Genomic DNA, 26,164 nt, shown 5'->3' with positions numbered 1-26,164 from the left:
TCAATTCTTCCCTTTGAAACGCAGAAGGCGATCGAGGACGATGGCGATGATGACGATGGCGATGCCGACTTCGAACCCTTTTGCAATGTTGACTTGGTTCAACGCTCTAAGTGTAGGCACGCCCAAACCGCTTGCACCCACCAGCGCTGCAATAACCACCATGGATAGCGACAGCATGATCGTTTGGGTCAGACCTGCCAGAATTTGCGGCATCGCCCATGGGATTTCGACTTTCCACAGGATCATGCGGTCAGAGGCGCCGAAGGCTTGGGCCGTTTCGATCAGCGCGGGTGGGGTCGAGGATACGCCCAGATAGGTCAGCCGGATCGGCGCAGGCACCGAGAACACAACGGTGGCGATCAAGGCCGGAACCGCGCCCAAGCCGAACAGTACCAGCGCCGGAATGAGATAGACGAAGGTCGGGATCGTCTGCATCAAATCTAGGATCGGTTGCAGGACTTTATAAAAGACCGGGCGGCGTGCGGCGAGAATACCGATGGGGACGCCGATGAGCATACAGGTTGTTGTCGCCGCTAGCACCAAGGCCAGCGTCTCCATTGTTTCCGCCCAGTAGCCGAGGTTGATGATCAAAAGCAGTCCGAAAACTGAAAAAAGCGCTAGCCAAATTGATCGGTGGAGATAGAGCGCGAGCGCCCCCACGAGAGCGACAAACAGCAATGGGTGCGGCAACTGCAGCAGCCAAAGCGCCGCGCCAACGATCGCTTCAATCCCGGCGGATATCGCTTCAAAGAAGCCCGACATGTTGCTTGTCAACCAATCGACGCCGGCTTTCGCCCAATTGCCGATAGGCAAACTGTTTTCTTCCAACCATTCCATGTCAGATTTCCTCAGTTCAAGTTGTCATTGGGCAGTAGCCACCCAAGAGCGGCGTCACACATTTCTCCGCTGATGACATGACCAACCCCGGGCAAAGTACGAAATTTGGCGTTCGGAATCTTGTCCGCCGCCGCCTTGCCGCGTCGATATGAAATGCAGGGGTCTGAATCGCCATGTAGCACCAGAGTTTTCGCCGTGATGTTGTTCAGTATTTTTGTGCGATCCTCTTCCGCCAGAACTGCGATAGCCTGCCGCGCAGAGCCGCCAAAACGATATCCGGCAGCCGTAATTCTGGCGATTTCGTCTTGTAGTTCTTTGCCGTCTTCCAGTTGCCCGGCACCATAATATAGCGTGTCGCTTAGCAGATAATCGTATTCTGCGCCTGGGAGTTCCGGTGCAGTAAACAGCCTGGCCATTCTGCGGATCGCGTCGGCTTCGGCGTCAATCTCGGCGGTTCCATCATTGCTGGCCAGTTGCACAAAGCGACCAACTCGCTTGCCAGCCGAAGCCGCAACCATCTGACCGATCATTCCGCCCATTGAGAACCCAACCAGATCGAATTTCTTGACGCCAAGCCCATCAACCATGCGAAGCACGTCGTCGCGCATATCCGATAGGCGGTAGGCGGCTGCGCGTTGCGCCGCCTCCTTGTCCCGTTTGAGCCATATTTCCTGCAGGATGGGCTCACTCTCCGGTCCAAAAACCGGAGAGTCACCCGAGTCGCGATTGTCGGGGCAAATGACAAAGCAATGGCGCGCGAGGTTTTCGACAAAGGTCGTCGGCCATTCTGACGCGTTCATGCCGAGGCCAATCAGAAGCACCACAGCTGGCGCATCGACCGCGCCGTAGGTGCGGCAGGCAAGGCCAACCGCATTTACGTTGCGGTCGTCACGTAGGGTGCTTGCGAATACCATCACGAACCGCTCGGCAGACCCAGGTGGCTTTGTACGGCAGCAAGGCCTGGCTTGCCATCGATGGTTTGCACGCCTTCAAGCCACGTCTCCAGCACTTCGGGGCGTTTCTTGAGGATCATCTCTGCGGCATCTTCGGGATCCTCACCGTCATTGATGATATAGCCCATGCCTTCGTTTTCCAGATCGACGTCAAATGTCAGTTGAGTGAAAAACTTGCCCATGTTCGGGCACTCTTCAGCATAACCCAGACGAGACTGGGTGTGGACGGAAGCTGCGCCGAAATCGGGTCCGAAATACGCGTCACCACCGGTCAGATATTCTATGTCGAACTCTACGTTCATCGGATGCGGCGCCCATGCGAGAAAGACAACCCAGTCTTCCTTGGCGACGGCGCGACGAACCTGCGCCAGCATCCCTTGTTCCGAGCTTTCCACAACGGTCCAATCGCCCAGTCCAAAGTCGTTTTGTTCGATGATGGACATGGTCTGGCTGTTGGCACCCGCCTCGATTCCATAAAACGAGTTTTCGAACTTGTCCGCGTGCTGCGCCAGATCGGCGAAATCTTTTACGCCTGCCGCGTGTACATAATCGGGAACCGCAAGTGTGTATTTTGCGCCGGAAAGGTTTTGGTTCAGCGTTTCGACTTTGCCGCCATCAACATAGGGCGCAAAGAACTGTGCCATTGCGGGATCCCAATATCCCAGAAAGACGTCCAGGTCGTCATTCACAAGAGATTCGTAAATGACCGACGTGCCAAGGACATTCAGCTTGGGTTGGTATCCCAACCCTTTCACGACAACCGAAGCAATTGCCGAAGTAAGAGCGAGATCGGTCCAGCCCGGCTCGGCCATGCGCACTTCTTCGCATGACGCATGCGCGATTCCTGCGCTTAGCAGGACCGCACCGATTCCCATTGACGTTGTAGATTTCCACATAACAAACCTCATAGTCGATTAATAGACCATACAGTCTAACTAAATTACTCTTGATAAATTTGCGGCGTTGAGTCAATAAAAATTTGACCCGCAGCGCATGAGGTGAAGAAATGGGGCGGAATAATCTGACACTGCTACGGCGTGCGGAATACTCGAAATCGGCCTTCGAGACGCTCAGCGAACTCGGCCTTTCCGGCACGACAGTTGACAAAGTGGCCGAGCGTGCGGGTACTTCAAAAACCAATATTCTCCATTACTTCGGCAGCAAGGCGCAGTTGCTTGAGATGGCGATGCGTTATGCCCATGCCGATTTCGCGAAGGACGTTCGCGAACTTTTGGTGCGGTCGGCAACACCATGGGAGAGGGTCTATTCCGTCGTTGAAGGGAACTTCTCCCGAGAATATTTCAGGCCTCGTCTTGCCCATGCCTGGCTGGCGCTGTGCGCCGAGGTGCCTTACCGTTCGGCTTATCAACGCATTCAAACTGCGACACACAAGCGAACAGCGTCAAACTTGATCCACGCACTTGGCCGTGTCACCGATCGCGAAACGGCGTGCCAGACGGCGTTTTCACTTTCAGTGATGATAGACGGATTATGGGTGCGCTGCGGAACGACTCCGGCTGGGATTTCCCGCGACACGGCGATTGAGCAGATCTCGCACTATTTGGAGGCGGTCTTTCCCGACGATGCAGAGCGGACCGCCGCCAAAGCACGCATCGCCGAGATCAACAGTATTCTGAACCCTCACTGATTTTCCCTGATCGTTGCCTCAGGGCTCTGGCGGTTGGGCCGCCCGATCAGGCCGCGGCAAGCAATCCTCGTGCGATGATCGTGCGTTGGATTTCCGAACTGCCTTCGTAAATCCGAAAGATACGCAGATCCCTCAGGTATCGTTCCAGCGGGAAATCCCTTGTGTATCCATAACCGCCATGGATTTGCACTGCCTTGTCGGCAATTTCCCAAGCAGCTTCGGATGCGAATAGCTTTGCGTGCGCAGCATCGGTCGAAAAACGCTGGCCAGTGCCCCGTTTGCCAGCAGCGATTAAGGCCAAGGCGCGCGCTGCAGCCAATTGATTGGCCATGTCGGCAATCATGAACTGAAGCCCCTGAAATTCGCCAATCGGGTGACCGCCGACATGGCGTTCCTTGGCATAAGAAATCGCAGCATTCATTGCGGCCTCGGCAATCCCTGTGGCCTGTGCGGCCACTTCGATCCGACCGTTGTCCAACACTTTCATCGCGGTTTTGAAACCAGTTCCTTCTTCACCAATCAGGTTTTCGACGGGCACTTGGCAATCCAGCGCAATGCCGAAAACATGCCCGCCCTTCAGGCCCATTGTCCGCTCGGCCGGGGCGATATCGACACCCTCGATCTTTTGAGGCTCGACAAGAAAGGCACTGATGCCCCGTGCCCCCTTGTCAGGGTCGGTCTTTGCATAGACGACGATAAAATCAGCGTCACCAGCATTCGAGATAAAGCACTTTGATCCCTTGATGTGATAGTGATCCCCGTCGCGCACGGCTTTGGTGCGCATATCCATGGGATTGGATCCTGCCATCGGCTCGGTCAGGCCAAACGCTCCGAGCGCCTCGCCACTGGCCGCCTTGGGCAGAAGCTGATTGCGCATGTCGTCGTTTGCGCCGATCAGGATGCTGTCTGTTGCAAGGAAATGCGCAGTCAACATCGACGCGGTCGAGCCGCACGCCCCCGCGACCAGTTCGACCGCCCGATACAGCGCCGGTCCTGAAAGGCCAAGGCCGCCAAGCTCTTCGGGCAGGTTCATCCCCATGATGCCCATTTCCGCCATGCTGGGCAGATTGCAGGTCGAGAAGGTCGAGGTTTCGTCAATCTCAGCAGCTTTCGGAGCCAGAACCTCGGCCGAAAAGCGTTCGATCTGGTCGATGACCGCCTGTTCGTCGGTTGTGAGTTGCGGCGTCATGATCAAACCTCCTTTGCGTGCTGTTCAGGAAAATAGTCGTGTTGATTGGCCCCAAGCGCTGGCGCTGGGTCTCGATTTCCGCGGGGCAGCCCCGCGAAATGCACGGGCTGTTCAAATATGTTGAGGCAGCCCAATGTCGGATGGTCAACCGGGGTGGCCAGCTGGCGCGCCTTTGTGCCGGGTGATGTCCAGGCTTCTTTCGCTGACCGAAGTTCGCTGGTGGGAACGCCTGCAGCATTCAACGCTTCGATCACATCGCGCAGAGGCAGGTGAGACGCCCAAGTTTCGATGTGGACCGCAAGTTCCGCTTCATTTGCCCTGCGGTTCTCGTCGGTGGAAAATCGCGGATCATGGATCAAATCCGGCGCCCCGATAACGTTCAGAAAACGTTCGAAGATCTGGTTGTTCAAAACCGCCAGCGCAAAGCTTCCGTCGCTGCAAGAATAGACCCCGAACGGGGCCGAGAGCGCGTGGCGGTTGCCGGTGCGGGTGGGATCTCCGTCTGCTGTAACTGTTCTGCACGCAACGATGGGCATCATGGCCATCAGGCTGTCCAACAGCGACACATCAATATAGCGACCCTTTCCGGTCCGCGTTCTGTCAAAGAGCGCGACCATCATCGACCAGGCGGCGAAAATCCCGCCTGCAACATCGCCGATCGCCTCGCCGGACATAGTGGGTGGTGCGTCTGGCTCGCCCGTCATTTCCATGAAGCCGGACAGGGCTTGCACGATCATGTCATAGGCGGGTTTATCGGCGTCAGGCCCTGTTTGACCAAATCCGGATATGCTGACATAGACCAGCCCCGGATTGATCGCGCTCAGCGCGTCATACCCCAAACCCAGACGTTGCATGACACCGGGGCGAAAATTCTCGACAACCACGTCGCTGGTTGCGACCAGATCTTTCAGATGGGTTAGGTCATCTGGGTCTTTGAGGTTCAGGACGACCGATTTCTTGCCTCTGTTGATGGACTGGAACAGTAAGCTTTCAACGCCCCTAAAGGGACCAATATGGCGATAGTCATCGCCGGACGCGCTTTCGATCTTGATGACTTCTGCACCGATATCGGCCAGCAGCGCAGTACAGTATGGACCTGCCAGAACGCGCGTGAAGTCCAGGATGCGGAGCCCGTTCAAAGGTTGTGATTGTGCTGGATCAGTCATTAGCGTTCCCACCGTTGTTTCAGGTAGGTTACGGCATTGTGGGATATATACAGAAATACTGTATTGGTATATACAAAATAAATGGAAACTATACCCATCACACTCAGCCAGATCAGGTTCATTCTTGCCGTTGCGGAAGAGGGAAGCACCGCGGCAGCAGCGCGGCAGTTGAACATTTCACAACCATCTGTCTCTCTTGCGATTTCTCGGGTAGAAGACGAATTAGGCTTCCCGCTATTTGTGCGTCGGCCAGGATTGGGTATGGAACCGACCGCACAGGGTGCGCGTAAACTAGTCGAGTTACGCGCGGCGTATCAAAATATGAGCCAGGTATTCTCGGGATGCAGGGATCAGTACGAACTTGCCGGATCATTGTCGATCGGGTTTATGACAACGCTTGGGCCGGTTTATGTGCCTCAACTTGTGCGTAAATTCCAAGAACTGCATCCATCTGTTCGGATAAAGCTGCACGAAGGCAACCTGAGCAGCTTGTCGAATTGGCTGGAAACAGGAAGGATCGAAACGGCAATTGTTTATGACTTCGGGCTTCCCACCGATCTGGAAATTCTGGCACTACAGGACGTCAGGCCCTATGGTGTCGTCTGGCAAGGACACCCGCTTGCAGATAGAGAAAGCATTGCCGTTCAGGATCTGTTGCCCGACCCATTGATCCTCATCAACTTGCCCGGAAGCAAAGAGTATTTTCAGTGGTTGTTACAGGGCCATGAATCCAAGACCCGGATCGCATTTGAAACAGGGTCGGTGGAATTTCTTCGGTCAGCCGTCGCCAATAAGCTTGGCGTTGGATTACTCGCGACTGATCTGCCCCATGATGTAACTTACGATGGCAGCAAAATAGTCAGACTACCGCTAAAAGGCTATAAGTCTCCGCACCGTGTGGCTTTGGCTAGGAATCCCGACTTTCTGGAAACTCAGGTCTTGCGGGCTTTCAGGACAGTCTGCTTGGAGGAATTCATATCCTGAAGTGTGGTGCAATCATCCCAAATTTGCGCTCAGGACTTCGGTAATGGGGCCACCCATGTCAAGCTGTTTTGCGCAGAATAATTGGTCTGTCAAGACGGTACAGCTCCACTTTGCCCTTGCCCGCCTTGCTCTCTATCGCGGCCTTTGGTTCATATCCTTCGGTTCGTGGTCAACGCTTTGATAGGCAACAGATGCTGGTTCGAATTAGCTCCGATGTGTCTATCTCATTGGCGTGCTTTTATTGAAGTCGGCGACGGTCCAGACGCCACATAACTTCGGACGGTCATCGACCACTGGAACTGCGACACTGCCCTCGACCTCAATCGGAAGAAAGCCAATGTCCGAATCCAGATCGTCTTCGAGATTCGGCTCAAACCTCGGGTCCCTTAACTATAAGTGATTTAGATTGGCATCTAGCGAGTACCGCCGCGCTATTTGCGCAACCGAAACTCCTTGCACAGTCGCCTGCGCAAAAATCGACCACTTCTCACCTTCCTGCCAGAAGAGATTCTTCTTACCTTTCTTGCCCGCAGTGCAGTGCCTCAAGATGTCCATTCCTGATCATGGACATTATCAAACCCATCCAAGCCGCGTCAGAACGGGTAGACCGGACGGGTGCCCGAGAAGGTAGCCTCTATCTGAACCACTTAGATGGATGAATTCGACAATGCTCCATTGGAAGGGTGATCAGCTATTCCGGATCAGCCTGAACGTTCTCAGCCAGCATTACAGCAAGAAAACGAGTACCATCGAAAGATCCAAGAACAATCGCAAGGATCGATGTCAGAGGGACGGCGAGAATTGCGCCTGCCAAACCCCAGAGACTGCTGAAAACAGAAAGGCTGAGCAGCACTACGAATGGTGACATGTTCAGCCGTTTTCCAAGCACGCGAGGCTCCAGAAAGTTTCCGACCCAGATTTGAGCCACCATCAATAGCACCAAGGTTAGAATGCTGGTTTGAACTGAACCAAACTGTGCGATGCTTAGAAGGACAGGTAGTGCAACACCAAGAGCGGAGCCGACGTAAGGGATATAGTTAAGCAATGCGATAAGTATCGCCCAAAAAACAGCAAAATCGACACCTAGAAAGAACAGAATAGCAAAGGACATAACGCCAAGCACGATATTGACAAGCGTTTTTGCTCCGAGATAGTCAGCAATTTTGCCGTTGATTTCGTTTATGATGCCAAGCACTCTTTCAGCCTGTTCCTTTGTTGTTGCCGCGTAGATTTTACTTACGAACTGTGCTCGCTCGCCCATCAAAAAAACGGTGTAGATAATGATCAAAAACAGCGTTCCACCAGCCGAGCTAATAGAAGACAGCGCGGACAAAGCGAAGCTTCTTAGATCCATAGCTCCGAAAGTCATGTCATACAGTCGCGTCCCGTCAAAGTTTGTCGAATGCCCAAAACTTGCAAGCACTTTCTGGATGACGGAAGTGAAGTTGTCTTGGTATTCTAGTTGCTTTTCAGCAAGACTTTGTGCTGTCACAACAATGATGCGGAAGAACGTGATGATCACAATAGTGAAGACTAATAAAACAAGGACCCTCGAGACCCATTGAGGTGACGCACGCATTACAGGAAGACTTGCTACAACACGGGACGCGCTCGTCAAAACATATGCGGCAATCGCCGCTATGAAGATTGGCACAATGGTGCTTTTGCCGACGACAAAAATCGAACCCAGCAAAACGACCAGCACCATTGCGTAAGTGAGTTTGGGCAAGCTGCTCAATTTCAATTCATCTGCTCCCATTATGTCGGACCCTGTCATTCAGTGGTTTGGAAAAATGTACTGAAAGTAGATACAAAACTAATCTAACAGGTCAGTTCCCGCATAACAGGGCGTATGATTGTTTTTTGGGTCAGAGAACTTTCTGAGAGAGGCTTATGTCCCCATGTTGAAGGCTTGGTAATTTTAAAGCTCAACCTCATCAACAGAAATAGGCTCATCCGCGAAAGCTTGGGGAACAATGATTGCAACATCGGCAATTTTGCCGTGTTGATTGCACGCTGATATCAGCAACTCAGCGCTGAACATTATAGCGAATCTCATACCGTCTTTCTCCAATTCGGATTAAAAGGCTATCCTAAAGGAACGATTTTCAGACTCGCAGCTGTGGTTTCTCAAAATGAAACCACAGCTGACCTGACTATTCTGCAACGTGAACTTCATGGCAGCCCATGCAAGCCGCGCCGACCTGGCCGAGTGCTGCGCCTAACGCTTCAGGACCATTGCCGGCGGTCGCTTCAAGATTGATGAAAGCTGCATTCAGGGACTGACCCTTTTCCGCGACACTTTCGAAATTGGTCCAGATATTGGGAAGGGCGCGGGTGCGATCAGGAAAATCGTCTGTCGACGTTTTGGGCGGATACAAGGTGACCGTCCCATACTGCTCCATCGTCAGCAGGTTATCCACATAGTCTTTGACCTGCTCAGCATCATAGGTTGCATCGCCTGACGCCATCGCGCCAAGGACAAGCATGTTATATTCCAGAATGCGATAATAGGCTTGCCGAGCATCTACGACATCAATTGACGCGGGCTCTTGCGCTACCGCGCCCAAAGGCAGGACAATCAGTGCAAATGCGGTAAATACCTTCTTCATTTCAAACTCCTCCACGTAGTGAGTTCCTTTAATAGGAGGCCTCACCCAGGATATGAGGGAGAGGCCTCCGGTGGCTTTTGGTGAGACCATATTGGGTGGGGCCGCAGACGTTCTGAAACTCTGAGGCCCGATGCGCCGCTGTGTCAGTCTCCTAGCGGCGCATTGTTGATCGCGCTCACGTCCTCCATGATATCAAAAACATAGTCAGATGTGACCGTGATACCGATGGAATTCAGACGCGGGATGTGCATGGCCTTGTATGCCTCGAGGGCCTCCCGGTTCCTGAACAGATATGTAGACCCATAGTGGGTTGTACCTTCTTCGACTGTCCAGATTTTCCAAATTACTCCCGGCTCTTCTGCAATGCTTTCGGCGAGTTGTTTGGTTCCAGCCAGGAATTCTTCCGTGATTGGACCATCGTAGGTCATATGAAGGTCCCAGATCTTAAGTGTACTCATGGTTAGTCCTTTCTTAGTGGTTGGTTGAATATGGATCAGGCCGCGTTTTTCTTGAGTTGCAGCACACACAAGACCGTCATGAGAGTGAAGAATGCTGGATCCGACCATCCGAAACCGGAAAACGCGCCGATCAGACAAGCGTAAAGGGTGATCAAAACGCCAAGAACATTTGTCCACAAAAGACCCTGGATGATCTTGCGCGCGGCATCGGTGTTGGCGTCAACATCGCGCCACATCCACGAGATTATGGCAATGCCCCCGAGAAAGATGCTGTTATGCTGTGACAGGAACTTTGCATACAGGTCATTAACCTCCAGGCCGTAGAGGGGCCACATGAGATTTGGCAGGAAAAACAATGCAAATGCGAAAATCGCATAGATGGCCGCGTGGAGCAGCAGCAGTGTCTTATTGGTCATGGTTCAGTACCTTTTGTTATTGAGGCAGTTTCTTTCGAAACAGGTTTAACTTTGTGATGAGGTGACGCTTCTCAGCCTCAGGAACCTCTCCGAAAATCCGGGCAAGCGCCTCGTTATGTACCGGAAAAAAAAATGTGACTTTTTCTTTTCCGGCTGGTGTCAGGCGCAGTACGCGCGCCCGTTTGTCGGTTTCATCAACAGTCTTCTCCACCCATCCAGCCTGAATCAGGTTCTTGACAACAACATCAAGGTTTCCCGAGGTGCCCAGCACCAAGGCCAGAAGGTCATTGATGGATAGCGGTCCTTTCTTATTCAGCGTCTCCAGGACGTCCCATTGTGCGCTGGTAAGGCCCGCTTCCTTGAAGGTTCGACCTATCGCGCGGTGAAAGAGTTGGGTGCTGCGCAAAAGCGCTAGGACCAGCGTTTGGTTATCTCTGTCATGAGTCGTGCGTGTCATGGCTTAAATATATCCCTACATAGGGATAATTTCAACACATAGGTCTTTCTGAAGTGGATGATCCGGATCATCTCGTTGAATTCACTACGGTATTAGAGAATGATAGACTACCCCGGACGACAATTTGAAACCCGGCTGGACCGGGCGCGTAAACTTGTGCATTCTAGGAGATAATAGAAAATCTGGAACATTCATGTAGCCTTCGGCATGGGATGACGAACTGCTGCAAGTTCTGCATCTATTGAGTTCACACGAGGCGTGGCTGTGAGCGATCTCTGAACTTCTGTGAGCGATACCTGAACTGCGACTCCTATTGACGAGCAGGGTAGGGTGGTCGGCCCATTTCCTCCATCATCTTTTCCCTGAACACCTCGGCGGGCGTCTTCCATCTCAGACATTTTCTGGGCGTCGCGATGAGGCGGTCACAGATCATTTTCAATTCATGATCTGAGACCGCCGTGATGTCGCGTTTACGGGGAAGCCAGCGCCTGACCCTGCGATTGGTGTTTTCGACAGTTCCTTTTTGCCATGGAGAAGATGGGTCGCAGAACCACGTTTGCGTTCCGATCTCGGCTTGAAGGTGCGGCCAACTGACGAATTCGGTTCCGCGGTCGAAGGTGATCGATTTGCGCGCCAGGTAGGGCAGGTCGCTCACCGCCTTCATGATCTTGCCCATCACCGGCTTCGTGCGCTTGTTCGGGTTCTTCAGCAGCACCGTGAACCGGCTGACGCGTTCGACCAGTGACGTGACATTTGACTGGCCAAGGCTCTGTTTGAACAGCATCAAATCTCCCTCCCAGTGACCAAACTGACGTCGATGCGCCACGTCATCCGGGCGAAACAGAATGCTAACGTCCCGATCAAATTTAGGCGGAAGACGCTTTCTGGCCCGACGCGGTCGGCGGTACATTCTGTGCTCGGGCAGATACCACCAGAGCTCGTCGGCCATGCCTTCTCCGGAATAAATATACCGATAGATCGTTTCCTGACACACGTGTAGCCTTGCGCCTTCATAGATCATTCGGTTGCCGATCTGCTCAGGCGTCCAGCCATTCTTTAGCCGCTCGACGACACGCTTGCGCAACTCAGGGTGTCGGATCAGTTTACGTTGCCGGGCGCGCCGATCCGCAGCTTTCCGATGCGCAGACGCGCCGTAGTAGCCATCACATTTCGGCAGACAAGGACCCGAGAAGAAGTTCCGCTTGATCTCTCGATGGATGGTGGCTTTCGAGCGCTTTAACACACGTGCCATCTCTCGAACCGGAACCTTCGCGTGCCTCCAGCGCTCAATTCTACGACGTTCTTCGATGCTGAGTTGCGAATACACTGTGCCCATGCCATGATCCCCTCATTAGATAACCCATTGGCTTCTAATAGGAGTCGCACTTGGAAATAGCGCGCACCCCTGCTTCAGGTGCGCGCGGCGTAAGCTAAATTATGTTGAATTATCCACCGGATCCGCTGATACTAGCAACACGTTGTTTTAATCTGAATGATTTACCCTGTGCATGTGATTTTAGGAACATATCTCATGCACAATATTGAACCATCCCGCTCCCAAACCGATGCCACACTAGTAGACAAGTTGAGCTTCTACCGTGGAGCGCATGAATCTACTAGACGTGCTCTATCCAGCACGACTTGGCCATCAATCGATTTTTCGACTTTCAAATGCGGCTTGCCGACAAGGTTTTAGCGGCTGATGAACATCTTGTACTGGGTGCTCATACATTGGATGCGGCAGAACAATCAAAGATCACTAATCCTGTAGAATTACAGCATGCTTTGACGTCGGCTTTGTCTGGGCCTACCCAAAGTCTCTGGATTGAATCTGAATTTGGATTTAGGTTCGAGGCTCTTCACAAAGTAATCGAACAACTTGGCCTACTACCAAATTATTATGGTCCGAACCCATCGCGCATCGGATTGCTCGCCAGCAAAGAAAAGGATCATAAGATCTTACTTCGAGCGGTTTGGTATGACGAGGAGACAAAATATGTACCAACTTTGGACCAAGGCAGTTCAATCAAAGACAGAGCATACCAAGAGCTGATGAACGTACATTCATTTCCAGCAGCCATGAGAATCGACGCTTCCGGAAATGTGGAACTTCCAACTCTAAGCGAGTTCAAGTTGCGTGTGAAAGATGGCGACCCATCTGTCTTGAAATACTACGCCTCAGACCGGCCTCGGAGTATTTCTTTAGCTATTGATTTACTGCGGCCCAACCGAGACTTTGCAGAATTTGCCTGGTGGAACTACTGCCTGGACCAAATGATCCAGCCAGAGCTTTACCATGACGAGTACGACCATCTCTATATCAACGAATTGATGAGAATTGGTTCCTCCAGAAGCCAAATCGAAAAGGAAGCTACTGTGTCTTTGACATCGGAAGTTGCTGGTTTGGCAGGGTTAACTGCTATCTTGTCAACCTGTGGGTATCTCACTCAATAGCCTTTGTCGTGGTGCCCGCCTACCTCTGACTTGCGCAATATCCGCCTAATGTTAGGGCAAGGGTTCGGCGTGCCCATGAAGCTCACCACGGCTTGAACGCCGTGAATCACCAGTGCTCCCATGATTGTTCGATCTCCTAGGTGGCGTCCCTCGCGACCCTGAACTGGTTCACGGATTTCCATGTCCAATGTGGCGCGACACCGTTGTAAACGCGTTGAATGCGATTGGCGGCATCAGTGTCTCCAACCCGAACGAGCGTTCTATGTTCACCCGAAGTGTGCCGTTCTGAAATCCAAAAAACTGGAAAGATCCACAGTTAAGAAGGTTTGCAAAATTATTTGTTTGCAACTACCTAGTTCCACATGGAGCTAGGGTCAGGACTCATAACCAATAAATGACGGTTGCGGCGAGGGCGATGGCGGAGAGGAAGACCTTCGGGCATCTGTCGTATCTGGTCGCCACACGCCTCCAATCCTTGAGCCTGCCGAACATGATCTCGATGCGGTTGCGGCGTTTGTAGCGGCGCTTGTCGTACTTCACCGGCTTCTTCCGCTGTTTCCTGCCAGGGATGCAGGCGCGTATCCCTTTGTCTTTCAAGGCTTCTCTGAACCAGTCGGCGTCGTAGCCACGGTCTCCGAGCAGCCAGTCGACATTCGGCAGACTGCTCAGCAATGCCCGTGCGCCGATGTAGTCGCTGACCTGACCGGCGGTGACGAACAGGTTGAGCGGCCGGCCTTGGCTATCGCAAATAGCGTGCAGCTTGGTATTCATGCCGCCTTTCGTCCGACCAATCAGGCGTGCACGCCCCCCTTTTTGACGCCCATGCTGGTCGCTGTCCGGTGGGCTTTGAGATAAGTCGCGTCGATCATTACGGTCTTCTTCTCGCCGTGTTCGGCGGCTAGACCGGCCATCATCCGGGCAAAAACGCCCTTGTCGCTCCATCGCTTCCAGCGATTGTAGAGCGTCTTGTGAGGACCATAGACAGCGGGAGCATCGCGCCATCGCAAACCATTGCGGTTGATAAAGATTATCCCGCTCAACACACGCCGGTCATCGACACGCGGCTTACCGTGAGACTTGGGAAAGAAGGGCTCAAGACGCGCCATCTGCGCGTCGGTCAACCAGAAAAGATCAGACATGTTCACCGCTCGTTTTTCAGCCGTGAATCATGCCGCTCGCTGAAAATCAATGAGTCCTGACCCTAGGGCAGATGCAGCTGAAGAGAAAGACTTGAAACCCAGCATTGGCCTGATCCGACGTTTTATGAAGCGATGGTCTTGTTCAATGATGTTGTTGAGATACTTCCGCCTCACCATCTCAATCGGTACCGGGCAACCAAAGCCTTTCAGCATCTTGTTTATTGCTTTGATGCCAGCTGTGTTTGCACCGCTTTTGTCGATGACAATTTTCCATGGTAATCCGTTTACCTCAAGCGCACGAGCGAAGAACTTGGTCGCAGCCGCATTATTTCGGCGCTTGGATAGCATGAATTCAAGGGTCTTGCCGTGTTTGTCGATGGCGCGATAGAGATAAACCCACTCACCCTTCACCCTCACATAGGTCTCATCCATGCGCCATGAACGGTCGGCAGGACGCTTTTTGTGCCGCGAAGCATCAGCGACAAGACCGGCATATCGGCTCACCCAGCGGTTCAAGGTCGCGTGATCGAGTTCAACGCCGCGTTCCGCCATGATTTCTTCCAGATCCCGGTATGAAACACCGTAGCGTAGGTAGAAGAAAACCGCGTACAAGATCACTTCTTTCGGAAAATATGCGCCTTTGAATGAGATTGTCACAGTCTGCTCCTGTCATTTAGAGCATGCGCTACCAAAACTAAGCTTGACCTGACAGGTGGGAACAAAGTTTGCGACAGAACCTTCTGGCTGAACTTATCCTGCTGAGCGGCATGGTTTGCGCGCACTTCTATGGAGGCCCTATAGGCTCAAGGACTGGAGGCGCGTAGCGACACGTTATGATCGCTGTCCCAAAGTCTTCCGCTCCGCAATCGCACTTGCAGCAACCGTCATCTATTGGTTATGAATCCTGACCCCAGGTCGCATTGAGACGTGCTTATCACCGCAGATTTCTCAGGGCAAAGTTGCTAAATATTGTGGGTGCCAGCGTCACAGACGTAGTACATGCACCGAACACTGAGCATGGCGAACAACGAGAGCAGCCGTGGAACCCAAAAAGAACTCTTTCATCCCAGGTTTATGTGAAGCGAGGACGATACAGTCGATGCCATGTTTGTTGGCGTATTCGGTGATTGCGCGACCTGCCGATTGGCTCTCGAGCAGGATAGACGACACGTCGGTCTCACTTGTTAGGCGCTCGGCCAAGCGCGCCTTTGCTTTCTGGAGAGATTTTTCTGCAATCCCCTCATCCATATAGTACATTATCTGTCTGTTCGGGGGCTCATGGATATGCGCGGCAGTGATTTTTCCACCTTCGGAAACAAGGGCATGTGCCGCCGCAAGCGCGTGTTCACTGATGCCATGCTCCAGCGACAGCGCGACTAGAATATTTTTGTACATTTTAAACCTCCGTGTTTTTGGTTTTCAGTTTTCTTCTGCGAACTGGCCTCTCCCACTTCATCTTTAGGAGGGCGCTCAGGCACCCCAGCCGAAAGTTGGGGTGCGTGCTATTTCGTCTTGGGCTTTTGCGCTTTCTTGCCACTACCGGCTGAGCAGGAGATCAGGCAGGAAGAGAGCCAACTCTGGTACAAAAGTCGTCAGCATCAGCGTCGGAAGCCATGCAAAGACAATGAAGATCAAAGTCGGCCACAGCATGCGCGAAACCGGCTCATCACAGACCTGAGCTCCAAGGTAAAGCAGTGGCGCAGTTGGAGGGGTGATGTTCGCCATACCCAGGTTCACGCCAATCACAGCCGCAAAATGGATCGGATCCATTCCAGTGCTCTGCGCGATGGGCAGCAAGATCGGTGTCGCCAGCAGCAAACCCGAGATATCGTCCATCAGCATCCCGATCAGGATCATCACGACGTTGATCATCAGAAGGATGACGACCGGATTGTCCGAAACGGAATAGACCAGATCTTTGGCCAACTGAGGGGCACCCTGCGAGATCAGGTTGTCCGACACGATCAGAACCATGAAGATCATGACCATGACCACACCAATCGTAACACCGGAATTCTGGATGGTCTGGGCCAGAGTTTTCCAGGTCAGGCCACGATAGAAGTAGATCGCGATTGGGATCGAGTAGACCACTGCGATACCGGCGGCTTCGGTCGGTGTCATGATACCGCCATAGATTCCGCCCAGAATGATCAGAGGCATCATAAGCGCAGGTCCGGCCAGGCGCGCCTGAACTCCGAATGTCGGCAGAAACGGTTTAGGACGTTCCGTCAGGTTAATGTCGTCATACTTCCGCAGCATGAACTGATTAACGATTATCAATAGCGTGATCAGGATGATCGCCGGAATGACCGTGGACAAGAAGCACTTTAGTACATGCTGCTGTGCGACCCAGCCATAAAGGATGTGCGACGAACTCGGTGGGATCAACAGACCTAAGGGGCTGGCCGCTACGATCAAAGCCGCAGATTGCCCACCCGGATAGTTGGCCTTTTTAAGGTGGGGCATCATGATGCCGCCAATACAGGTCAGCGTTGCGTTCGCACTGCCGGAGATAGAGCCGAACACACCGCAGGCCAGTACTCCTGCCGCGCTCAATCCCCCTTTGATATGGCCAATGAACATTTCAGCCAACGAGACAAGAGGGGCGGCAATTTTGCCTTTTTCCATGATGCCACCAGCGATCATGAAGAGCGGGATCGCCAAAAGCACCAATGAACGGATGCCTGTAGAGCCGGTCGGCAGGTAGCCGGTGATGGATTGATCTCCAACAATTGCGATGAAAATCAAGACCGATCCGAATGCCACGTAAACGCTAACGCCCAACAGCAGCATTAAGCAGACAATAAGGAGACTTCCTCCGATGATCATTGGGTTTCTCCTTTTTGCATTTCTGATCTCAGGGGAAGCCCGAGCCCCTTGCGGATGTGTACGTACAAGTATGCCGCCGTGAACGTTGCCATGAGGCCAAAGGCAATCATGATTGCGATCCGCCAGGTCACAAATGGAATGCGCAGCACCGGGGTTGCGCGCAACCGCGGAAATGAGAAGTCATCAAGCAGCGAAACGTAGCACGCATACATGAGAAACAGGATCACCAGCACCTCGACTGTCAGGACGACAAAGCCGCGCCACCAGATCAACCGGGGGTTTTGGATTACAATGCCCAGAATGTCCGCGTTGATATGCAGGTTGCGGGCAGAGGCCAGCACTGCGCCTGCAAAAAACCCGATGATGCTAATGCCCAAAAGCCACTCTTCGTAGGCAAACAGATCACCGCCAAATCCATAGCGAATGACAACAACTGCCCCAAATGTGAAAGCCATCAGGAAACCGGCAAACATAACGATCTGCCTCATGACAAAGGCCACTGCTTTCAGCGGATATCCTATAATAACCGGCAACTCGTCAGTGATTTTTTGCGAGCTCTTCTTTTCTGCACTTTCGACGACCAACGGACGTTCAGCTTCAGAACTAGACATCTTTCTCCCTCCCTTTGTTGCGCCAAAAACCAAAGAAGGGCCAGCTGATCTGCTGGCCCTTCTTCTCAGTGTTTATTGCTGTTCCTTTGCTGCCAGCAGGCGGTCGATGATGTCCTGACCGACGTTTTGTGCCATCGCGGGCCAGACCGTTTCCTGGACATGAGCGGCCATCGCAGCTTGTTCTTCGTCGCTCAGGCGCAGGATGGTGTAGCCTTTGTCGAGTAGTTTCTGGCCGAACACCTCGTCATTCTCACGGTTGTAGGCAAAGAAGTCTTCGGACGCCTTGGTCATCGCGGCCTGCAGCGCGGCACGCTGTTCGTCGTTCAACTTGTCGAGCGTCCGCTGCGACGCATAGAAAGTTGTCAGCTCTGAGATCGAGTTGTATTCGACAAAGTGAGTGCCAACATCCGACTTTGCGAAGATCGAGTAGGTCGCAGTCTTGGTGCAGCAGATGGCCCCATCGACAATGCCGGCCTGAAGTGCGGGGAAAATGTCGCCCCATGCCATGGTGGTCGCCTGGTAACCCAGTTCTTCGACCATCGACTTTACGACGCTGGACGACCAGACACGAATGTTCATGCCTTTGTCGTCAAAGGTATTCCAGTTGTCGGGCTCTTGCGAAGCAACGATACCGATGAACCCCTCCGGATTCTGTGCCATCACGCGAACACCGTATTCGTCGGTGATCTCTTGCAGGATGGTGTTGAACTCGGAATCCATGTTCAAAAGCGTGCTTTCCATGTCATCCCAGCCGCCCAGCAGGAACGGCATTGACAGGAATTCCAAACGCGGATCGGTATCGGCATAGATGAACGCCGATGCCAGGTCGATATTACCGCGCGCAACATCTTCGAACAGCGCCTCACCCGAACCCAGTTGGTTTGCCGGGAATACTTCGATCTTCAAGCCGACGTCTGCTGCCGCGACATCCGCTGCGACCTGCTCCATCATTTTCGTGCCCTGATGGTCAATCGGGAACACACCGGCAAAGCGCAGAGTCATGTCTTCTGCTGCGGCTTCTGTTGAGATTGTGGTCGCAGCAAGCAAAGCCGCGGCACCCATCGCGCCAAGGGCGCGGCGGTTAATCTTCGTAATCATTAGGTTTCCTCCTCAGTGGTGGGTCTCCCGCCGCATTGCGCGCGGCGGGACGTTTCTTTGCTTCAATTCAGCAAAGTTCCGGGGCGATGAACTCATATCCAAGATCATCGGCCACAGCTTTGTATGTCACCTTCCCGTGGGCCACGTTCAGGCCGTTCATAAGGTGACGATTGTCTGCGAGTGCTTGCTTCCACCCATTGTTGGCAATGGCCAGAGCATGCGGCAGCGTGACGTTATTCAGTGCATAGGTCGACGTTCGGGCGACTGCGCCCGGCATGTTGGCGACGCAGTAGTGAACAACATCGTCGACAACATACGTGGGCTCTGCGTGAGTGGTGGCTTTGGACGTTTCAAAGCAGCCGCCCTGATCGATCGCCACGTCCACGACGACCGCACCGGGTTTCATTTTCGAGATCAGCTCGCGCGTGACCAGCTTGGGTGCAGCGGCACCCGGGATCAGAACCGCGCCCACAACCAGATCGGCATTGGTGACTTCTTCCTCTAGCGCAGCCTTGGTCGAATAGACAACCTTGGCGGACGCCTCGAAATGGTTCTCCAACTTCTCAAGAACTGCCGGATTGCGGTCTAGAATGGTCACGTCCGCGTGCAAGCCAACAGCCATCTGAGCCGCATTGAACCCAACAACACCGCCGCCGATGACCACAACTTTGCCGGGCTTCACGCCGGGCACCCCGCCCAGCAATACGCCCAGACCGCCCTTTGCTTTCTCCAAAGCGCTGGCACCGGCCTGGATCGACATGCGACCGGCAACCTGGCTCATCGGTTTCAGCAGGGGCAGACCGCCATTATCGTCGGTGACTGTCTCGTAAGCGATGCAGACAGCGCCCGAGTTGACCAGATCTTTGGTCTGTTCCGGGTCGGGGGCCAGATGCAAATAGGTGTATAGGATTTGACCTTCGCGCAGCATGGCGCGTTCCACAGCCTGAGGTTCCTTCACCTTCACGATCATCTCTGCATTGGCAAAGATATCGGCTGCGGTTTCGGCGATCTCTGCGCCCGCGGCCCGGTACGCATCATCATCCGCGCCGATGCCGATGCCGGCATTGGTTTCCACGATGACGTTGTGACCATGAGAAACCAGTTCCGCGACGCTTTCGGGGGTCAGGCCAACCCGATATTCATGGTTCTTGATTTCCTTGGGAACACCAATGAACATTTTCTTCACTCCTTGGATCGGATGATCATTTTGCCGTTGGCATGACGAATTCGGCACCTTCCGAGATGCTCTCGGACCAGCGCTGCATGATGGATTTCTGCTTGGTGTAGAAACGAACGCCCTCTTCGCCATAGGCGTGCATGTCGCCGAAAAGGCTCTTCTTCCAGCCGCCAAAGCCGTGCCATGCCATCGGAACCGGGATCGGGACGTTGACGCCGACCATGCCGACCTGAACCTGTTTGCCGAACTCACGCGCAACGTTGCCGTCACGGGTGAACAGTGACACGCCGTTGCCGAACTCGTGGTCGTTGATCAGTTGAAGGCCTTCGGCAAAGTTCGAGACGCGGACGCAGGACAGGACGGGGCCAAAGATCTCTTCCTTGTAGATCTTCATGTCGGGCGTGACGTTGTCGAACAGGGTGCCGCCCAGGAAGAACCCTTCTTCGTGCCCTTCGACGGTATAGTCGCGACCATCGACTAGCAGGTCAGCACCCTCTGCAACACCAGAGTCGATGTAGCCTTTGATCTGATCACGCGCAGCGGCGGTGACAATCGGGCCCATCTCGGCGTCCAGTTCAAGGCCATTCTTGATCTTCAGAGTTTCGGCGCGCTCTTTCAGGACCGGCATCAGCTTGTCGGCGGCATCGCCAACCAACAGGGCAACAGAAATCGCCATGCAGCGTTCGCCCGCCGACCCGAAGGCCGCACCAATCAGGGCGTCGGCAGCCTTGTTCATGTCGGCATCGGGCATCACCAGCATGTGGTTCTTTGCGCCACCCAGAGCCTGAACCCGTTTGCCGTGCCGAGCACCAACTTCGTAGATATAGTTCGCAATCGGGGTCGAACCGACGAAGGACACGGCCTTGACGTCGTCGTTCTCCAACAACGCGTCCACGGCGACCTTGTCACCTTGTACGACGTTGAACACACCATCAGGGAAACCGGCCTTCTGCATCAGATTCGCGTACAGCAGAGAGGCCGACGGATCGGTCGGAGACGGCTTCAGGATAAAGGTATTGCCTGCGGCGATGGCGATCGGGAACATCCACATCGGCACCATGACCGGGAAGTTGAAGGGAGTGATCCCGGCGACAACCCCCAACGCCTGACGCGTGGTCCAGTTGTCCATGCCAGTGGAGACCTGCTCCGTGTAATCGCCCTTGAGGAGTTGCGGGATGCCGCAGGCAAACTCGATGATATCAATACCGCGCTCAACCTCGCCTTGGGCGTCGGTGAAAACCTTGCCGTGCTCGACGGTGATGGCGCGCGCCAATTCGTCCTTGTGCTCACGCACCAGAGCCAGAAAGTTGTTCATAAGACGTGCACGGCGGATCGGCGGAGTGTTCGACCACTTCGGGAACGCTGCTTTGGCGGCGGCCACTGCGTCGTCGACTGTCTGGACGTTCGCCAGCGACACCTCGCCGGTTTGCGCTCCGGTTGCGGGATTGAAAACCGGCTGAGTATTTTCACCGGATGGAGCAGTGATTTGGCCATTAATGTAGTGGCCGATCAAAGCGATCGGGGATGCATCTTTCATGATGTCAGTCCTTTTTGGGGTTAGAAGTCAGGGACTATGGCAGGTCAGCCAATACTTCTCCGAGTGTTTGACAGAGTGTCGTTATTTCGGGTTCCGAGATGATCAGTGGTGGCGACAAGGCGATGATGTCACCGGTGACACGGATCATTATTCCGGCATCCCAGGCCCGCTTCATTGCATCATAGCCCCGTGCACCCGGCGCGCCTTCTCGTGGGGCGAGTTCAATTGCGCCAACCAGTCCCAGGTTGCGAATATCGATCACATTCGGCAGCCCTTTAAGGCTGTGAAGCTGATCCTCCCAAGGCTGCGATAGCAACGCGGCGCGGCGGAACAGGTCGTTCTGTTCATAGCTCTTCAAAGCTGCCAGCGCGGCGGCACAGGACACCGGATTTGCGGAATAGGTATAGCCATGGAACAGTTCGATCGGCGCATCGGCGTTTTCCATCGCCGAGTCGTAGATCTTATCGGACACAATGACCGCACCCATCGGAATTACGCCGTTGGTCAGGCCTTTGGCGGTCGTGATGATGTCTGGCTTTACATCAAAATAATCTGATGCCGTCGCCGCACCCAGACGACCAAATGCAGTGATTACCTCGTCGAAGATCAGCAGAATGCCATGTCGGTCGCAGATCTCACGCAGTCGCTTCAAGTATCCTTTCGGCGGCAGAAGCACACCGGTTGAACCGGCCATTGGTTCGACGATCACAGCCGCAATGGTCGAGGCGTCATGCAAAGCAACCAAACGCTCCAGATCGTCCGCCAACTCTGCCCCGTGTTGCGGGCAACCGCGAGAGAATGCGTTTTTCTCCAGATCATGCGTGTGACGTAGATGATCAACACCGGTCAGGAGCGTGCCGAAATGCATGCGGTTCTTGACGATGCCGCCAACCGAAATGCCACCAAACCCTGTGCCATGATACCCGCGCTCGCGCCCGATCAGGCGGGTGCGCGCTCCATCGCCTCGCATCCGATGGTAATGCAGTGCGATCTTGAGCGCCGTATCGACGGACTCGGAGCCAGAGTTGGTGAAGAAGGCGTGATTCATTCCCTCAGGCATCATCGCGGTCAGCTTTGCCGACAACTCAAACGCCTGAGGGTGGGAGAACTGGAAATTCGGCGCATAGTCCAACTCGTGCACCTGCTTCTGCACGGCTTCTACGATCAGCGGATCCCGGTGGCCCGCGTTGACGCACCACAGTCCGGCGGTGCCATCCATGACCTTCCGACCATCGGAACTGGTGTAATACATTCCTTCAGCCGATTGGATCATCCGGGGCTCGCGAAGGAAATCACGATTGGCCGAAAACGGCATCCAAAACGATGACATTGTGTTGGGTTGATCGAGCACGTACATTCCTCGTGAAGCAGATTTTCATTTGATGACAGATCTTTGCAGAGTTCGCGCCTTCCGCATACCCGGCTTTGTTTTAATCTGTAAGTTATTGAAAAAAATCGTTGCGCCCTTAGAATGCTTTCGATCCAAAGCGGGAAAGCACTGGAGTAACGGTTATGTCATCAGATCTCGAAACAGCCCGTCGTCTAAAGTTGATTCGAACGACCAAAGGCCTCAGTCAACGCGAAATGGCGAAACGCGCAGGAGTGGGTAGCGGAACGATTTCTCAGATCGAGAGTGGATCAACTCAACCTTCCGTGGCGCTGCTAAAAAAGATCCTTGCCGCAGTCGATGTCAACTTGGGTTTTTTCTTCAGTTTCGAATTACAGAACGAGGAGTCGTTTTTTTATCCGCACGAAAGAATGCGCGACCTTGGTTCAACCGGAGTTTCCTATTTGCTTGTCGCAGGTGAGCGCCGAGACAGAAAATTACAGATGCTAATCGAGGAGTACGAAGTAGGTGCCGACTCGGGGCGAGCTGAACTGTCTCACGAAGGTGAGGAATGCGCGGTTGTGATAGAGGGCCGTCTTGAAGTCACGGTTGATGGGCAGTCGAGGGTGCTGGGGCCAGGTGATGCGTATTACTTCTCAAGCATTTTGCCACACAGGTTTCGGAATGCCGGTGATGCGCCGTGCAAGGTGATCAGCGCATGCACACCTTCGTCGTTCTGACTGAACCACAAGAGCTCTTTTGTGAGCGTTTTCAATATTTCGCGGAATGGTGAAATTCGACAGCCAACTCGTAATGTCGAGATGAAGTCGACATTCACAACCAGGAGCCAATTGTCGGTTTTCTTACGCGGTCCCGAACGGCGAATTCTTATCGGATTTCGCGCTTGCCGTGAATGGCCGGAATGCGTGCGCGGCTGCTGAAATCCAACGAAGTGCGCAAAGTCGGTTCTGGGCCGTTTTTAACGGCGAGGGCTCCGCATAGCCAGGACCGACTACTTGAATTCGAAACTTGTTCCGAAGCTTGTGCCCCTCCGGCACGATTCGAACCAGCCCTCACACCTCTACCATTTAGGCATTGTCGACCGAAAACAGAGCCGCAAGCGCTGCTTCGCGTCCGGCCAACGCGCCGTCGCGCACAGTTGCGAGAACCAGCTTTCTGGCCGAAGCCTTTGGAAGTTGGATACTTTTGACCTCTGCGGACCGATATCGGACAACGTCCGGTGCAGGCAGAAGCGTAAATCCCAGTCCCGCTGAGACACATTCCATGATGGCTTCCAGGTTATCGAGAACGATCGTCTCGGACTCCTTTGGTCGGTCATGCTTCAACATTTCGCCTGCGATGAGTTTCCCGATGCCCGTGTTGGGCATGAAGTGAAAGAAGGGCTGCTCACTCAGCAAACCCGTGAGGCCGTCCACTAGGAGGGTTTCATGGGCCGCAAAAACAAAAGGTTCTTCCTTCAGCACCAATTCTGACAGCGCATCAGGAACGCCTTCGGCATCCGTGACAAGCGCCGCGTCGAGTTGTCCATTCACAACCTTATCCTGCAGCACTTTTGAGAGCCCGGTCTCAAACGCGAAGGTCGCCTGTGGAGCATCGCGCTTGGCGTTCTTCAGAAAGTCAGGCAGCAGTCGGACGGCGGCGGAGGTCACAAAGCCGATCCGGAAATGTCCAACCAAAGTATCCGTGGGCCTGCACAGATCGAGAAGCTTGTCCTCGCGTTGCAGCAGCGGCGTCGCGGCCTCGACGATGGTTCGTCCGATGGGTGTCAAGCGCGGTGGCCGCACGGTGCGATCAAAGAGATCGACGCCGAGTTCCGTTTCCAAAGCCTTCATCTGCATGGAAAGAGCGGACAAAGTCATGTTCAGCTGCTCAGCTGCTTTAGCAAAGGAGCCGACCTTGGACACGCGGACCAGGGTTCTGAGAGAACGTGTCTGCATTACTTAAGAAACTCTGTATTTGATATCAAATCTTATTCGATTGTGTTGGACTTTAGCAAGAGTATTCTGACCAGAAGAGAATGAGGGACTTGCCATGACACATCCGCTTGTTGACGTCGCAAAAGAGTTGGTGCCGGGATTTGAGAAACGCGCTGCAGAGTGGGACAAATCCCGTGTCTACTGCTGGCAGAACGTTGGTGAACTCGCTGATGCCGGGATCATGGGGATGTCTATTCCGAAGGAATATGGCGGTCAGGGCGCAAGCTTTCTCGACGTGGCCATGGTGGTCGAAGAGATCGCCAAGGCCTGCACGCTTACGGCGCGCGTCGTTGTCGAAGGCAATATGGGCGGCATCAGCGCAGTCATGGGCTACGGCAATGATGAGCAGAAAGCCTTTTGCGCGTCCCATGTTCTGTCCGGCGACAAACCCGCGATTTGCATCACCGAACCTGAGGCCGGGAGTGCTGCAACTGAGATGCTGACCACGGCGCGCAAACAGGGTGATCGATACATCCTCAACGGCACCAAGCACTGGATCACCGGCGGCGGCGTGTCAAAACTCCACCTCATCTTTGCCCGCGTCCTCGATGAAGCGGGTGTCGAGCAAGGCATTGGCGGTTTCATCCTTCATGCCGATCCGCTCTCGGGCGAGATGCCAAAAGGGTTCGCCGTGGTGGGCCGCGAATATACGATGGGCCTTTGCGGGATGCCGGAAGCGGAACTTCGATTTGAGAATGTCGAGATCGAAGAAAAGTGGTTGGTCAAACCGCCATCTGGCCTCAAGCGCGGCTTTGCCGACCTCATGAATGCTTACAATTCACAACGCGTCGGCGCGGGTACCATCGCCATGGGTGTCGCCGCCGGGGCGCTCGAACATGCCAAGCGTTACCTCCATGAGCGGGAGCAGTTCGGGCGTCCGCTTGCGGAGTTCCAAGGCCTTCAATGGATGGTCGCGGATATGGACACGCAGGTCCATGCGGCGCGGCTGATGTTGCATGAGGCGGCGCGGTCGCGCGGCCCGAATGGCAGCCAATACCCTGACATGACAATGGCCGCCCGTGCCAAGCTCTTTGCCTCCGAGATGGCAATCAAAGTCGTCAGTGACGCGCTGCAGATGTTCGGTGCACGTGGCTACTGCGACCGCGAGCCGTTGGAGCGGATGTATCGGGATGTGCGCATGTTCACCATTGGCGGTGGAACAGCGCAAGTCCTGAGAACTCAAATCGCCGGGACCGTTCTTGGGATCAAAACACCACAGACGCGTGACGGATATACGCGCCTCACGACAGCAGCGCGCTTCGCGGCTGAATAGGA

The 26,164-nt window shown here is 54.0% G+C and carries 26 protein-coding genes and 1 pseudogene; 6 read left to right on the top strand and 21 right to left on the bottom strand.

The genetic code is table 11. The annotated features are described in order from the left end of the window. Genes choW through choX form a run of 3 tightly spaced genes read right to left on the bottom strand, consistent with a single transcriptional unit; the run spans position 1 to position 2,686 of the window. On the bottom strand, positions 1–837 hold the full coding sequence (gene choW / locus ACR3E6_RS18470; protein WP_480488626.1) for a choline ABC transporter permease subunit: 837 nt from the start codon (positions 835–837) through the stop codon (positions 1–3). 11 nt (positions 838–848) lie between these two features. Continuing rightward, the gene (locus ACR3E6_RS18465; RefSeq protein WP_480488624.1) at positions 849–1,751 is read right to left on the bottom strand and encodes an alpha/beta fold hydrolase; all 903 of its coding nucleotides are present in this window, start codon (positions 1,749–1,751) and stop codon (positions 849–851) included. Next, entirely contained in the window at positions 1,751–2,686 is a 936-nt protein-coding gene (gene choX / locus ACR3E6_RS18460) for a choline ABC transporter substrate-binding protein (RefSeq protein ID WP_480488622.1), read from the bottom strand. The genes ACR3E6_RS18465 and choX overlap by 1 nt, the downstream gene beginning before the upstream one ends. Before the next feature lie 110 nt (positions 2,687–2,796). Here choX and betI point away from each other — a divergent pair, with 110 nt between their 5' ends. Further along, complete coding sequence (betI, locus tag ACR3E6_RS18455) at positions 2,797–3,438, top strand: transcriptional regulator BetI (RefSeq protein WP_480488620.1); 642 nt, start codon at positions 2,797–2,799, stop codon at positions 3,436–3,438. Between the two features lie 46 nt (positions 3,439–3,484). Here betI and ACR3E6_RS18450 read toward each other — a convergent pair whose 3' ends face one another. Together ACR3E6_RS18450 and ACR3E6_RS18445 are read right to left on the bottom strand one after the other, a co-directional pair. Beyond that, the gene (locus tag ACR3E6_RS18450; protein ID WP_480488618.1) at positions 3,485–4,627 is read right to left on the bottom strand and encodes an acyl-CoA dehydrogenase family protein; all 1,143 of its coding nucleotides are present in this window, start codon (positions 4,625–4,627) and stop codon (positions 3,485–3,487) included. Between the two features lie 2 nt (positions 4,628–4,629). Next, entirely contained in the window at positions 4,630–5,793 is a 1,164-nt protein-coding gene (locus ACR3E6_RS18445; RefSeq protein ID WP_480488616.1) for a CaiB/BaiF CoA transferase family protein, read from the bottom strand. Positions 5,794–5,874: 81 nt separating this feature from the next. Between ACR3E6_RS18445 and ACR3E6_RS18440 the strand changes: the two genes are divergently transcribed. After that, complete coding sequence (locus tag ACR3E6_RS18440; RefSeq protein WP_480488614.1) at positions 5,875–6,777, top strand: LysR family transcriptional regulator; 903 nt, start codon at positions 5,875–5,877, stop codon at positions 6,775–6,777. A 691-nt stretch (positions 6,778–7,468) separates the two neighbouring features. Here the strand turns inward: ACR3E6_RS18440 and ACR3E6_RS18435 are convergent. From ACR3E6_RS18435 to ACR3E6_RS18410, 6 genes are all read right to left on the bottom strand, one after another. Next, on the bottom strand, positions 7,469–8,536 hold the full coding sequence (locus ACR3E6_RS18435) for an AI-2E family transporter (protein WP_480488612.1): 1,068 nt from the start codon (positions 8,534–8,536) through the stop codon (positions 7,469–7,471). A gap of 397 nt (positions 8,537–8,933) precedes the next feature. After that, positions 8,934–9,404, bottom strand: a complete 471-nt coding sequence (locus ACR3E6_RS18430; protein WP_480488610.1) for a c-type cytochrome — start codon at positions 9,402–9,404, stop codon at positions 8,934–8,936. A 128-nt stretch (positions 9,405–9,532) separates the two neighbouring features. Continuing rightward, the gene (locus tag ACR3E6_RS18425; RefSeq protein ID WP_480488608.1) at positions 9,533–9,847 is read right to left on the bottom strand and encodes a monooxygenase; all 315 of its coding nucleotides are present in this window, start codon (positions 9,845–9,847) and stop codon (positions 9,533–9,535) included. A gap of 35 nt (positions 9,848–9,882) precedes the next feature. Next, positions 9,883–10,263, bottom strand: a complete 381-nt coding sequence (locus ACR3E6_RS18420; protein WP_480488606.1) for a hypothetical protein — start codon at positions 10,261–10,263, stop codon at positions 9,883–9,885. Between the two features lie 16 nt (positions 10,264–10,279). Further along, positions 10,280–10,720, bottom strand: coding sequence for a MarR family winged helix-turn-helix transcriptional regulator (locus ACR3E6_RS18415; RefSeq protein WP_480488604.1), 441 nt, complete (start codon positions 10,718–10,720; stop codon positions 10,280–10,282). A 310-nt stretch (positions 10,721–11,030) separates the two neighbouring features. Further along, positions 11,031–12,056 carry an IS30 family transposase gene (locus tag ACR3E6_RS18410; protein ID WP_480488602.1) on the bottom strand — a complete coding sequence of 342 codons (1,026 nt, stop codon included), beginning with the start codon at positions 12,054–12,056 and terminating at the stop codon, positions 11,031–11,033. A 305-nt stretch (positions 12,057–12,361) separates the two neighbouring features. On the opposite strand from ACR3E6_RS18410, the gene ACR3E6_RS18405 reads away from it, so the two are divergent. Continuing rightward, positions 12,362–13,174: a hypothetical protein gene (locus ACR3E6_RS18405; RefSeq protein ID WP_480488600.1), complete on the top strand. Its 813-nt coding sequence runs from the start codon at positions 12,362–12,364 to the stop codon at positions 13,172–13,174. 381 nt (positions 13,175–13,555) lie between these two features. On the opposite strand, the gene ACR3E6_RS18400 is transcribed toward ACR3E6_RS18405, so the two are convergent. Next, positions 13,556–14,313 (bottom strand): IS5 family transposase gene (locus ACR3E6_RS18400; protein WP_480488598.1). Its coding sequence is split into 2 segments (ribosomal slippage): positions 13,556–13,992 and positions 13,992–14,313, totalling 759 coding nucleotides; the frame shifts between segments, so codons are not numbered across the junction. A 27-nt stretch (positions 14,314–14,340) separates the two neighbouring features. Continuing rightward, complete coding sequence (locus ACR3E6_RS18395; RefSeq protein WP_480488596.1) at positions 14,341–14,970, bottom strand: IS6 family transposase; 630 nt, start codon at positions 14,968–14,970, stop codon at positions 14,341–14,343. A gap of 142 nt (positions 14,971–15,112) precedes the next feature. Between ACR3E6_RS18395 and ACR3E6_RS18390 the strand changes: the two are divergent. Further along, positions 15,113–15,214: pseudogene (locus tag ACR3E6_RS18390) on the top strand (IS5/IS1182 family transposase); the annotation flags it as partial. Between the two features lie 83 nt (positions 15,215–15,297). Here ACR3E6_RS18390 and ACR3E6_RS18385 read toward each other — a convergent pair. The 7 genes from ACR3E6_RS18385 to aptA all read right to left on the bottom strand — a co-directional run bounded on the left by ACR3E6_RS18385 (position 15,298) and on the right by aptA (position 22,895). Then, positions 15,298–15,708, bottom strand: coding sequence for a universal stress protein (locus tag ACR3E6_RS18385; protein WP_171176310.1), 411 nt, complete (start codon positions 15,706–15,708; stop codon positions 15,298–15,300). Positions 15,709–15,849: 141 nt separating this feature from the next. Beyond that, entirely contained in the window at positions 15,850–17,142 is a 1,293-nt protein-coding gene (locus ACR3E6_RS18380; RefSeq protein ID WP_171725186.1) for a TRAP transporter large permease, read from the bottom strand. After that, complete coding sequence (locus ACR3E6_RS18375; protein ID WP_245218091.1) at positions 17,139–17,786, bottom strand: TRAP transporter small permease; 648 nt, start codon at positions 17,784–17,786, stop codon at positions 17,139–17,141. Before ACR3E6_RS18375 ends, ACR3E6_RS18380 begins: the two co-directional genes overlap by 4 nt. 39 nt (positions 17,787–17,825) lie before the next feature. Then, on the bottom strand, positions 17,826–18,815 hold the full coding sequence (gene dctP / locus ACR3E6_RS18370) for a TRAP transporter substrate-binding protein DctP (RefSeq protein ID WP_171636643.1): 990 nt from the start codon (positions 18,813–18,815) through the stop codon (positions 17,826–17,828). 103 nt (positions 18,816–18,918) lie between these two features. Then, complete coding sequence (gene ald / locus ACR3E6_RS18365) at positions 18,919–20,028, bottom strand: alanine dehydrogenase (RefSeq protein ID WP_171636599.1); 1,110 nt, start codon at positions 20,026–20,028, stop codon at positions 18,919–18,921. Positions 20,029–20,053: 25 nt separating this feature from the next. Further along, positions 20,054–21,565 (bottom strand): CoA-acylating methylmalonate-semialdehyde dehydrogenase, encoded by a 1,512-nt coding sequence (locus ACR3E6_RS18360; RefSeq protein WP_480488593.1) that lies wholly within the window; start codon positions 21,563–21,565, stop codon positions 20,054–20,056. 34 nt (positions 21,566–21,599) lie between these two features. After that, positions 21,600–22,895, bottom strand: coding sequence for an omega-aminotransferase AptA (aptA, locus tag ACR3E6_RS18355; protein WP_480488591.1), 1,296 nt, complete (start codon positions 22,893–22,895; stop codon positions 21,600–21,602). Between the two features lie 182 nt (positions 22,896–23,077). On the opposite strand from aptA, the gene ACR3E6_RS18350 reads away from it, so the two are divergent. Next, positions 23,078–23,632, top strand: a complete 555-nt coding sequence (locus tag ACR3E6_RS18350; RefSeq protein ID WP_171636604.1) for a cupin domain-containing protein — start codon at positions 23,078–23,080, stop codon at positions 23,630–23,632. A gap of 348 nt (positions 23,633–23,980) precedes the next feature. Here the strand turns inward: ACR3E6_RS18350 and ACR3E6_RS18345 are convergent, their stop codons facing one another. Beyond that, positions 23,981–24,850 (bottom strand): LysR family transcriptional regulator, encoded by an 870-nt coding sequence (locus ACR3E6_RS18345; protein WP_210093922.1) that lies wholly within the window; start codon positions 24,848–24,850, stop codon positions 23,981–23,983. A 94-nt stretch (positions 24,851–24,944) separates the two neighbouring features. On the opposite strand from ACR3E6_RS18345, the gene acdA reads away from it, so the two are divergent. Further along, entirely contained in the window at positions 24,945–26,162 is a 1,218-nt protein-coding gene (acdA, locus tag ACR3E6_RS18340; RefSeq protein ID WP_209834459.1) for a 3-sulfinopropanoyl-CoA desulfinase, read from the top strand. The last annotated feature ends 2 nt before the right edge of the window (positions 26,163–26,164 follow it).

The sequence above is a fragment of the Ruegeria sp. AL3 genome, from assembly GCF_056536065.1.
Note: the sequence above shows the minus strand (reverse complement) of the source record. Positions and strands in the feature narration are given on the sequence as shown.

What these genes read in the sequence shown, in the direction of transcription:
- ACR3E6_RS18445 (WP_480488616.1), bottom strand. Translation starts at nt 5,793, where the DNA reads ATGACTGATCCAGCACAATCACAACCTTTGAACGGGCTCCGCATCCTG.
- betI (WP_480488620.1), top strand. Translation starts at nt 2,797, where the DNA reads ATGGGGCGGAATAATCTGACACTGCTACGGCGTGCGGAATACTCGAAA.
- ACR3E6_RS18420 (WP_480488606.1), bottom strand. Translation starts at nt 10,263, where the DNA reads ATGACCAATAAGACACTGCTGCTGCTCCACGCGGCCATCTATGCGATT.
- ACR3E6_RS18380 (WP_171725186.1), bottom strand. Translation starts at nt 17,142, where the DNA reads ATGATCATCGGAGGAAGTCTCCTTATTGTCTGCTTAATGCTGCTGTTG.
- choW (WP_480488626.1), bottom strand. Translation starts at nt 837, where the DNA reads ATGGAATGGTTGGAAGAAAACAGTTTGCCTATCGGCAATTGGGCGAAA.
- ACR3E6_RS18435 (WP_480488612.1), bottom strand. Translation starts at nt 8,536, where the DNA reads ATGGGAGCAGATGAATTGAAATTGAGCAGCTTGCCCAAACTCACTTAC.
- ACR3E6_RS18385 (WP_171176310.1), bottom strand. Translation starts at nt 15,708, where the DNA reads ATGTACAAAAATATTCTAGTCGCGCTGTCGCTGGAGCATGGCATCAGT.
- ACR3E6_RS18425 (WP_480488608.1), bottom strand. Translation starts at nt 9,847, where the DNA reads ATGAGTACACTTAAGATCTGGGACCTTCATATGACCTACGATGGTCCA.
- ald (WP_171636599.1), bottom strand. Translation starts at nt 20,028, where the DNA reads ATGTTCATTGGTGTTCCCAAGGAAATCAAGAACCATGAATATCGGGTT.
- ACR3E6_RS18450 (WP_480488618.1), bottom strand. Translation starts at nt 4,627, where the DNA reads ATGACGCCGCAACTCACAACCGACGAACAGGCGGTCATCGACCAGATC.
- acdA (WP_209834459.1), top strand. Translation starts at nt 24,945, where the DNA reads ATGACACATCCGCTTGTTGACGTCGCAAAAGAGTTGGTGCCGGGATTT.
- ACR3E6_RS18410 (WP_480488602.1), bottom strand. Translation starts at nt 12,056, where the DNA reads ATGGGCACAGTGTATTCGCAACTCAGCATCGAAGAACGTCGTAGAATT.
- choX (WP_480488622.1), bottom strand. Translation starts at nt 2,686, where the DNA reads ATGTGGAAATCTACAACGTCAATGGGAATCGGTGCGGTCCTGCTAAGC.
- ACR3E6_RS18360 (WP_480488593.1), bottom strand. Translation starts at nt 21,565, where the DNA reads ATGAAAGATGCATCCCCGATCGCTTTGATCGGCCACTACATTAATGGC.
- ACR3E6_RS18415 (WP_480488604.1), bottom strand. Translation starts at nt 10,720, where the DNA reads ATGACACGCACGACTCATGACAGAGATAACCAAACGCTGGTCCTAGCG.
- ACR3E6_RS18440 (WP_480488614.1), top strand. Translation starts at nt 5,875, where the DNA reads ATGGAAACTATACCCATCACACTCAGCCAGATCAGGTTCATTCTTGCC.
- dctP (WP_171636643.1), bottom strand. Translation starts at nt 18,815, where the DNA reads ATGGGTGCCGCGGCTTTGCTTGCTGCGACCACAATCTCAACAGAAGCC.
- ACR3E6_RS18465 (WP_480488624.1), bottom strand. Translation starts at nt 1,751, where the DNA reads ATGGTATTCGCAAGCACCCTACGTGACGACCGCAACGTAAATGCGGTT.
- ACR3E6_RS18345 (WP_210093922.1), bottom strand. Translation starts at nt 24,850, where the DNA reads ATGCAGACACGTTCTCTCAGAACCCTGGTCCGCGTGTCCAAGGTCGGC.
- ACR3E6_RS18350 (WP_171636604.1), top strand. Translation starts at nt 23,078, where the DNA reads ATGTCATCAGATCTCGAAACAGCCCGTCGTCTAAAGTTGATTCGAACG.
- aptA (WP_480488591.1), bottom strand. Translation starts at nt 22,895, where the DNA reads ATGTCATCGTTTTGGATGCCGTTTTCGGCCAATCGTGATTTCCTTCGC.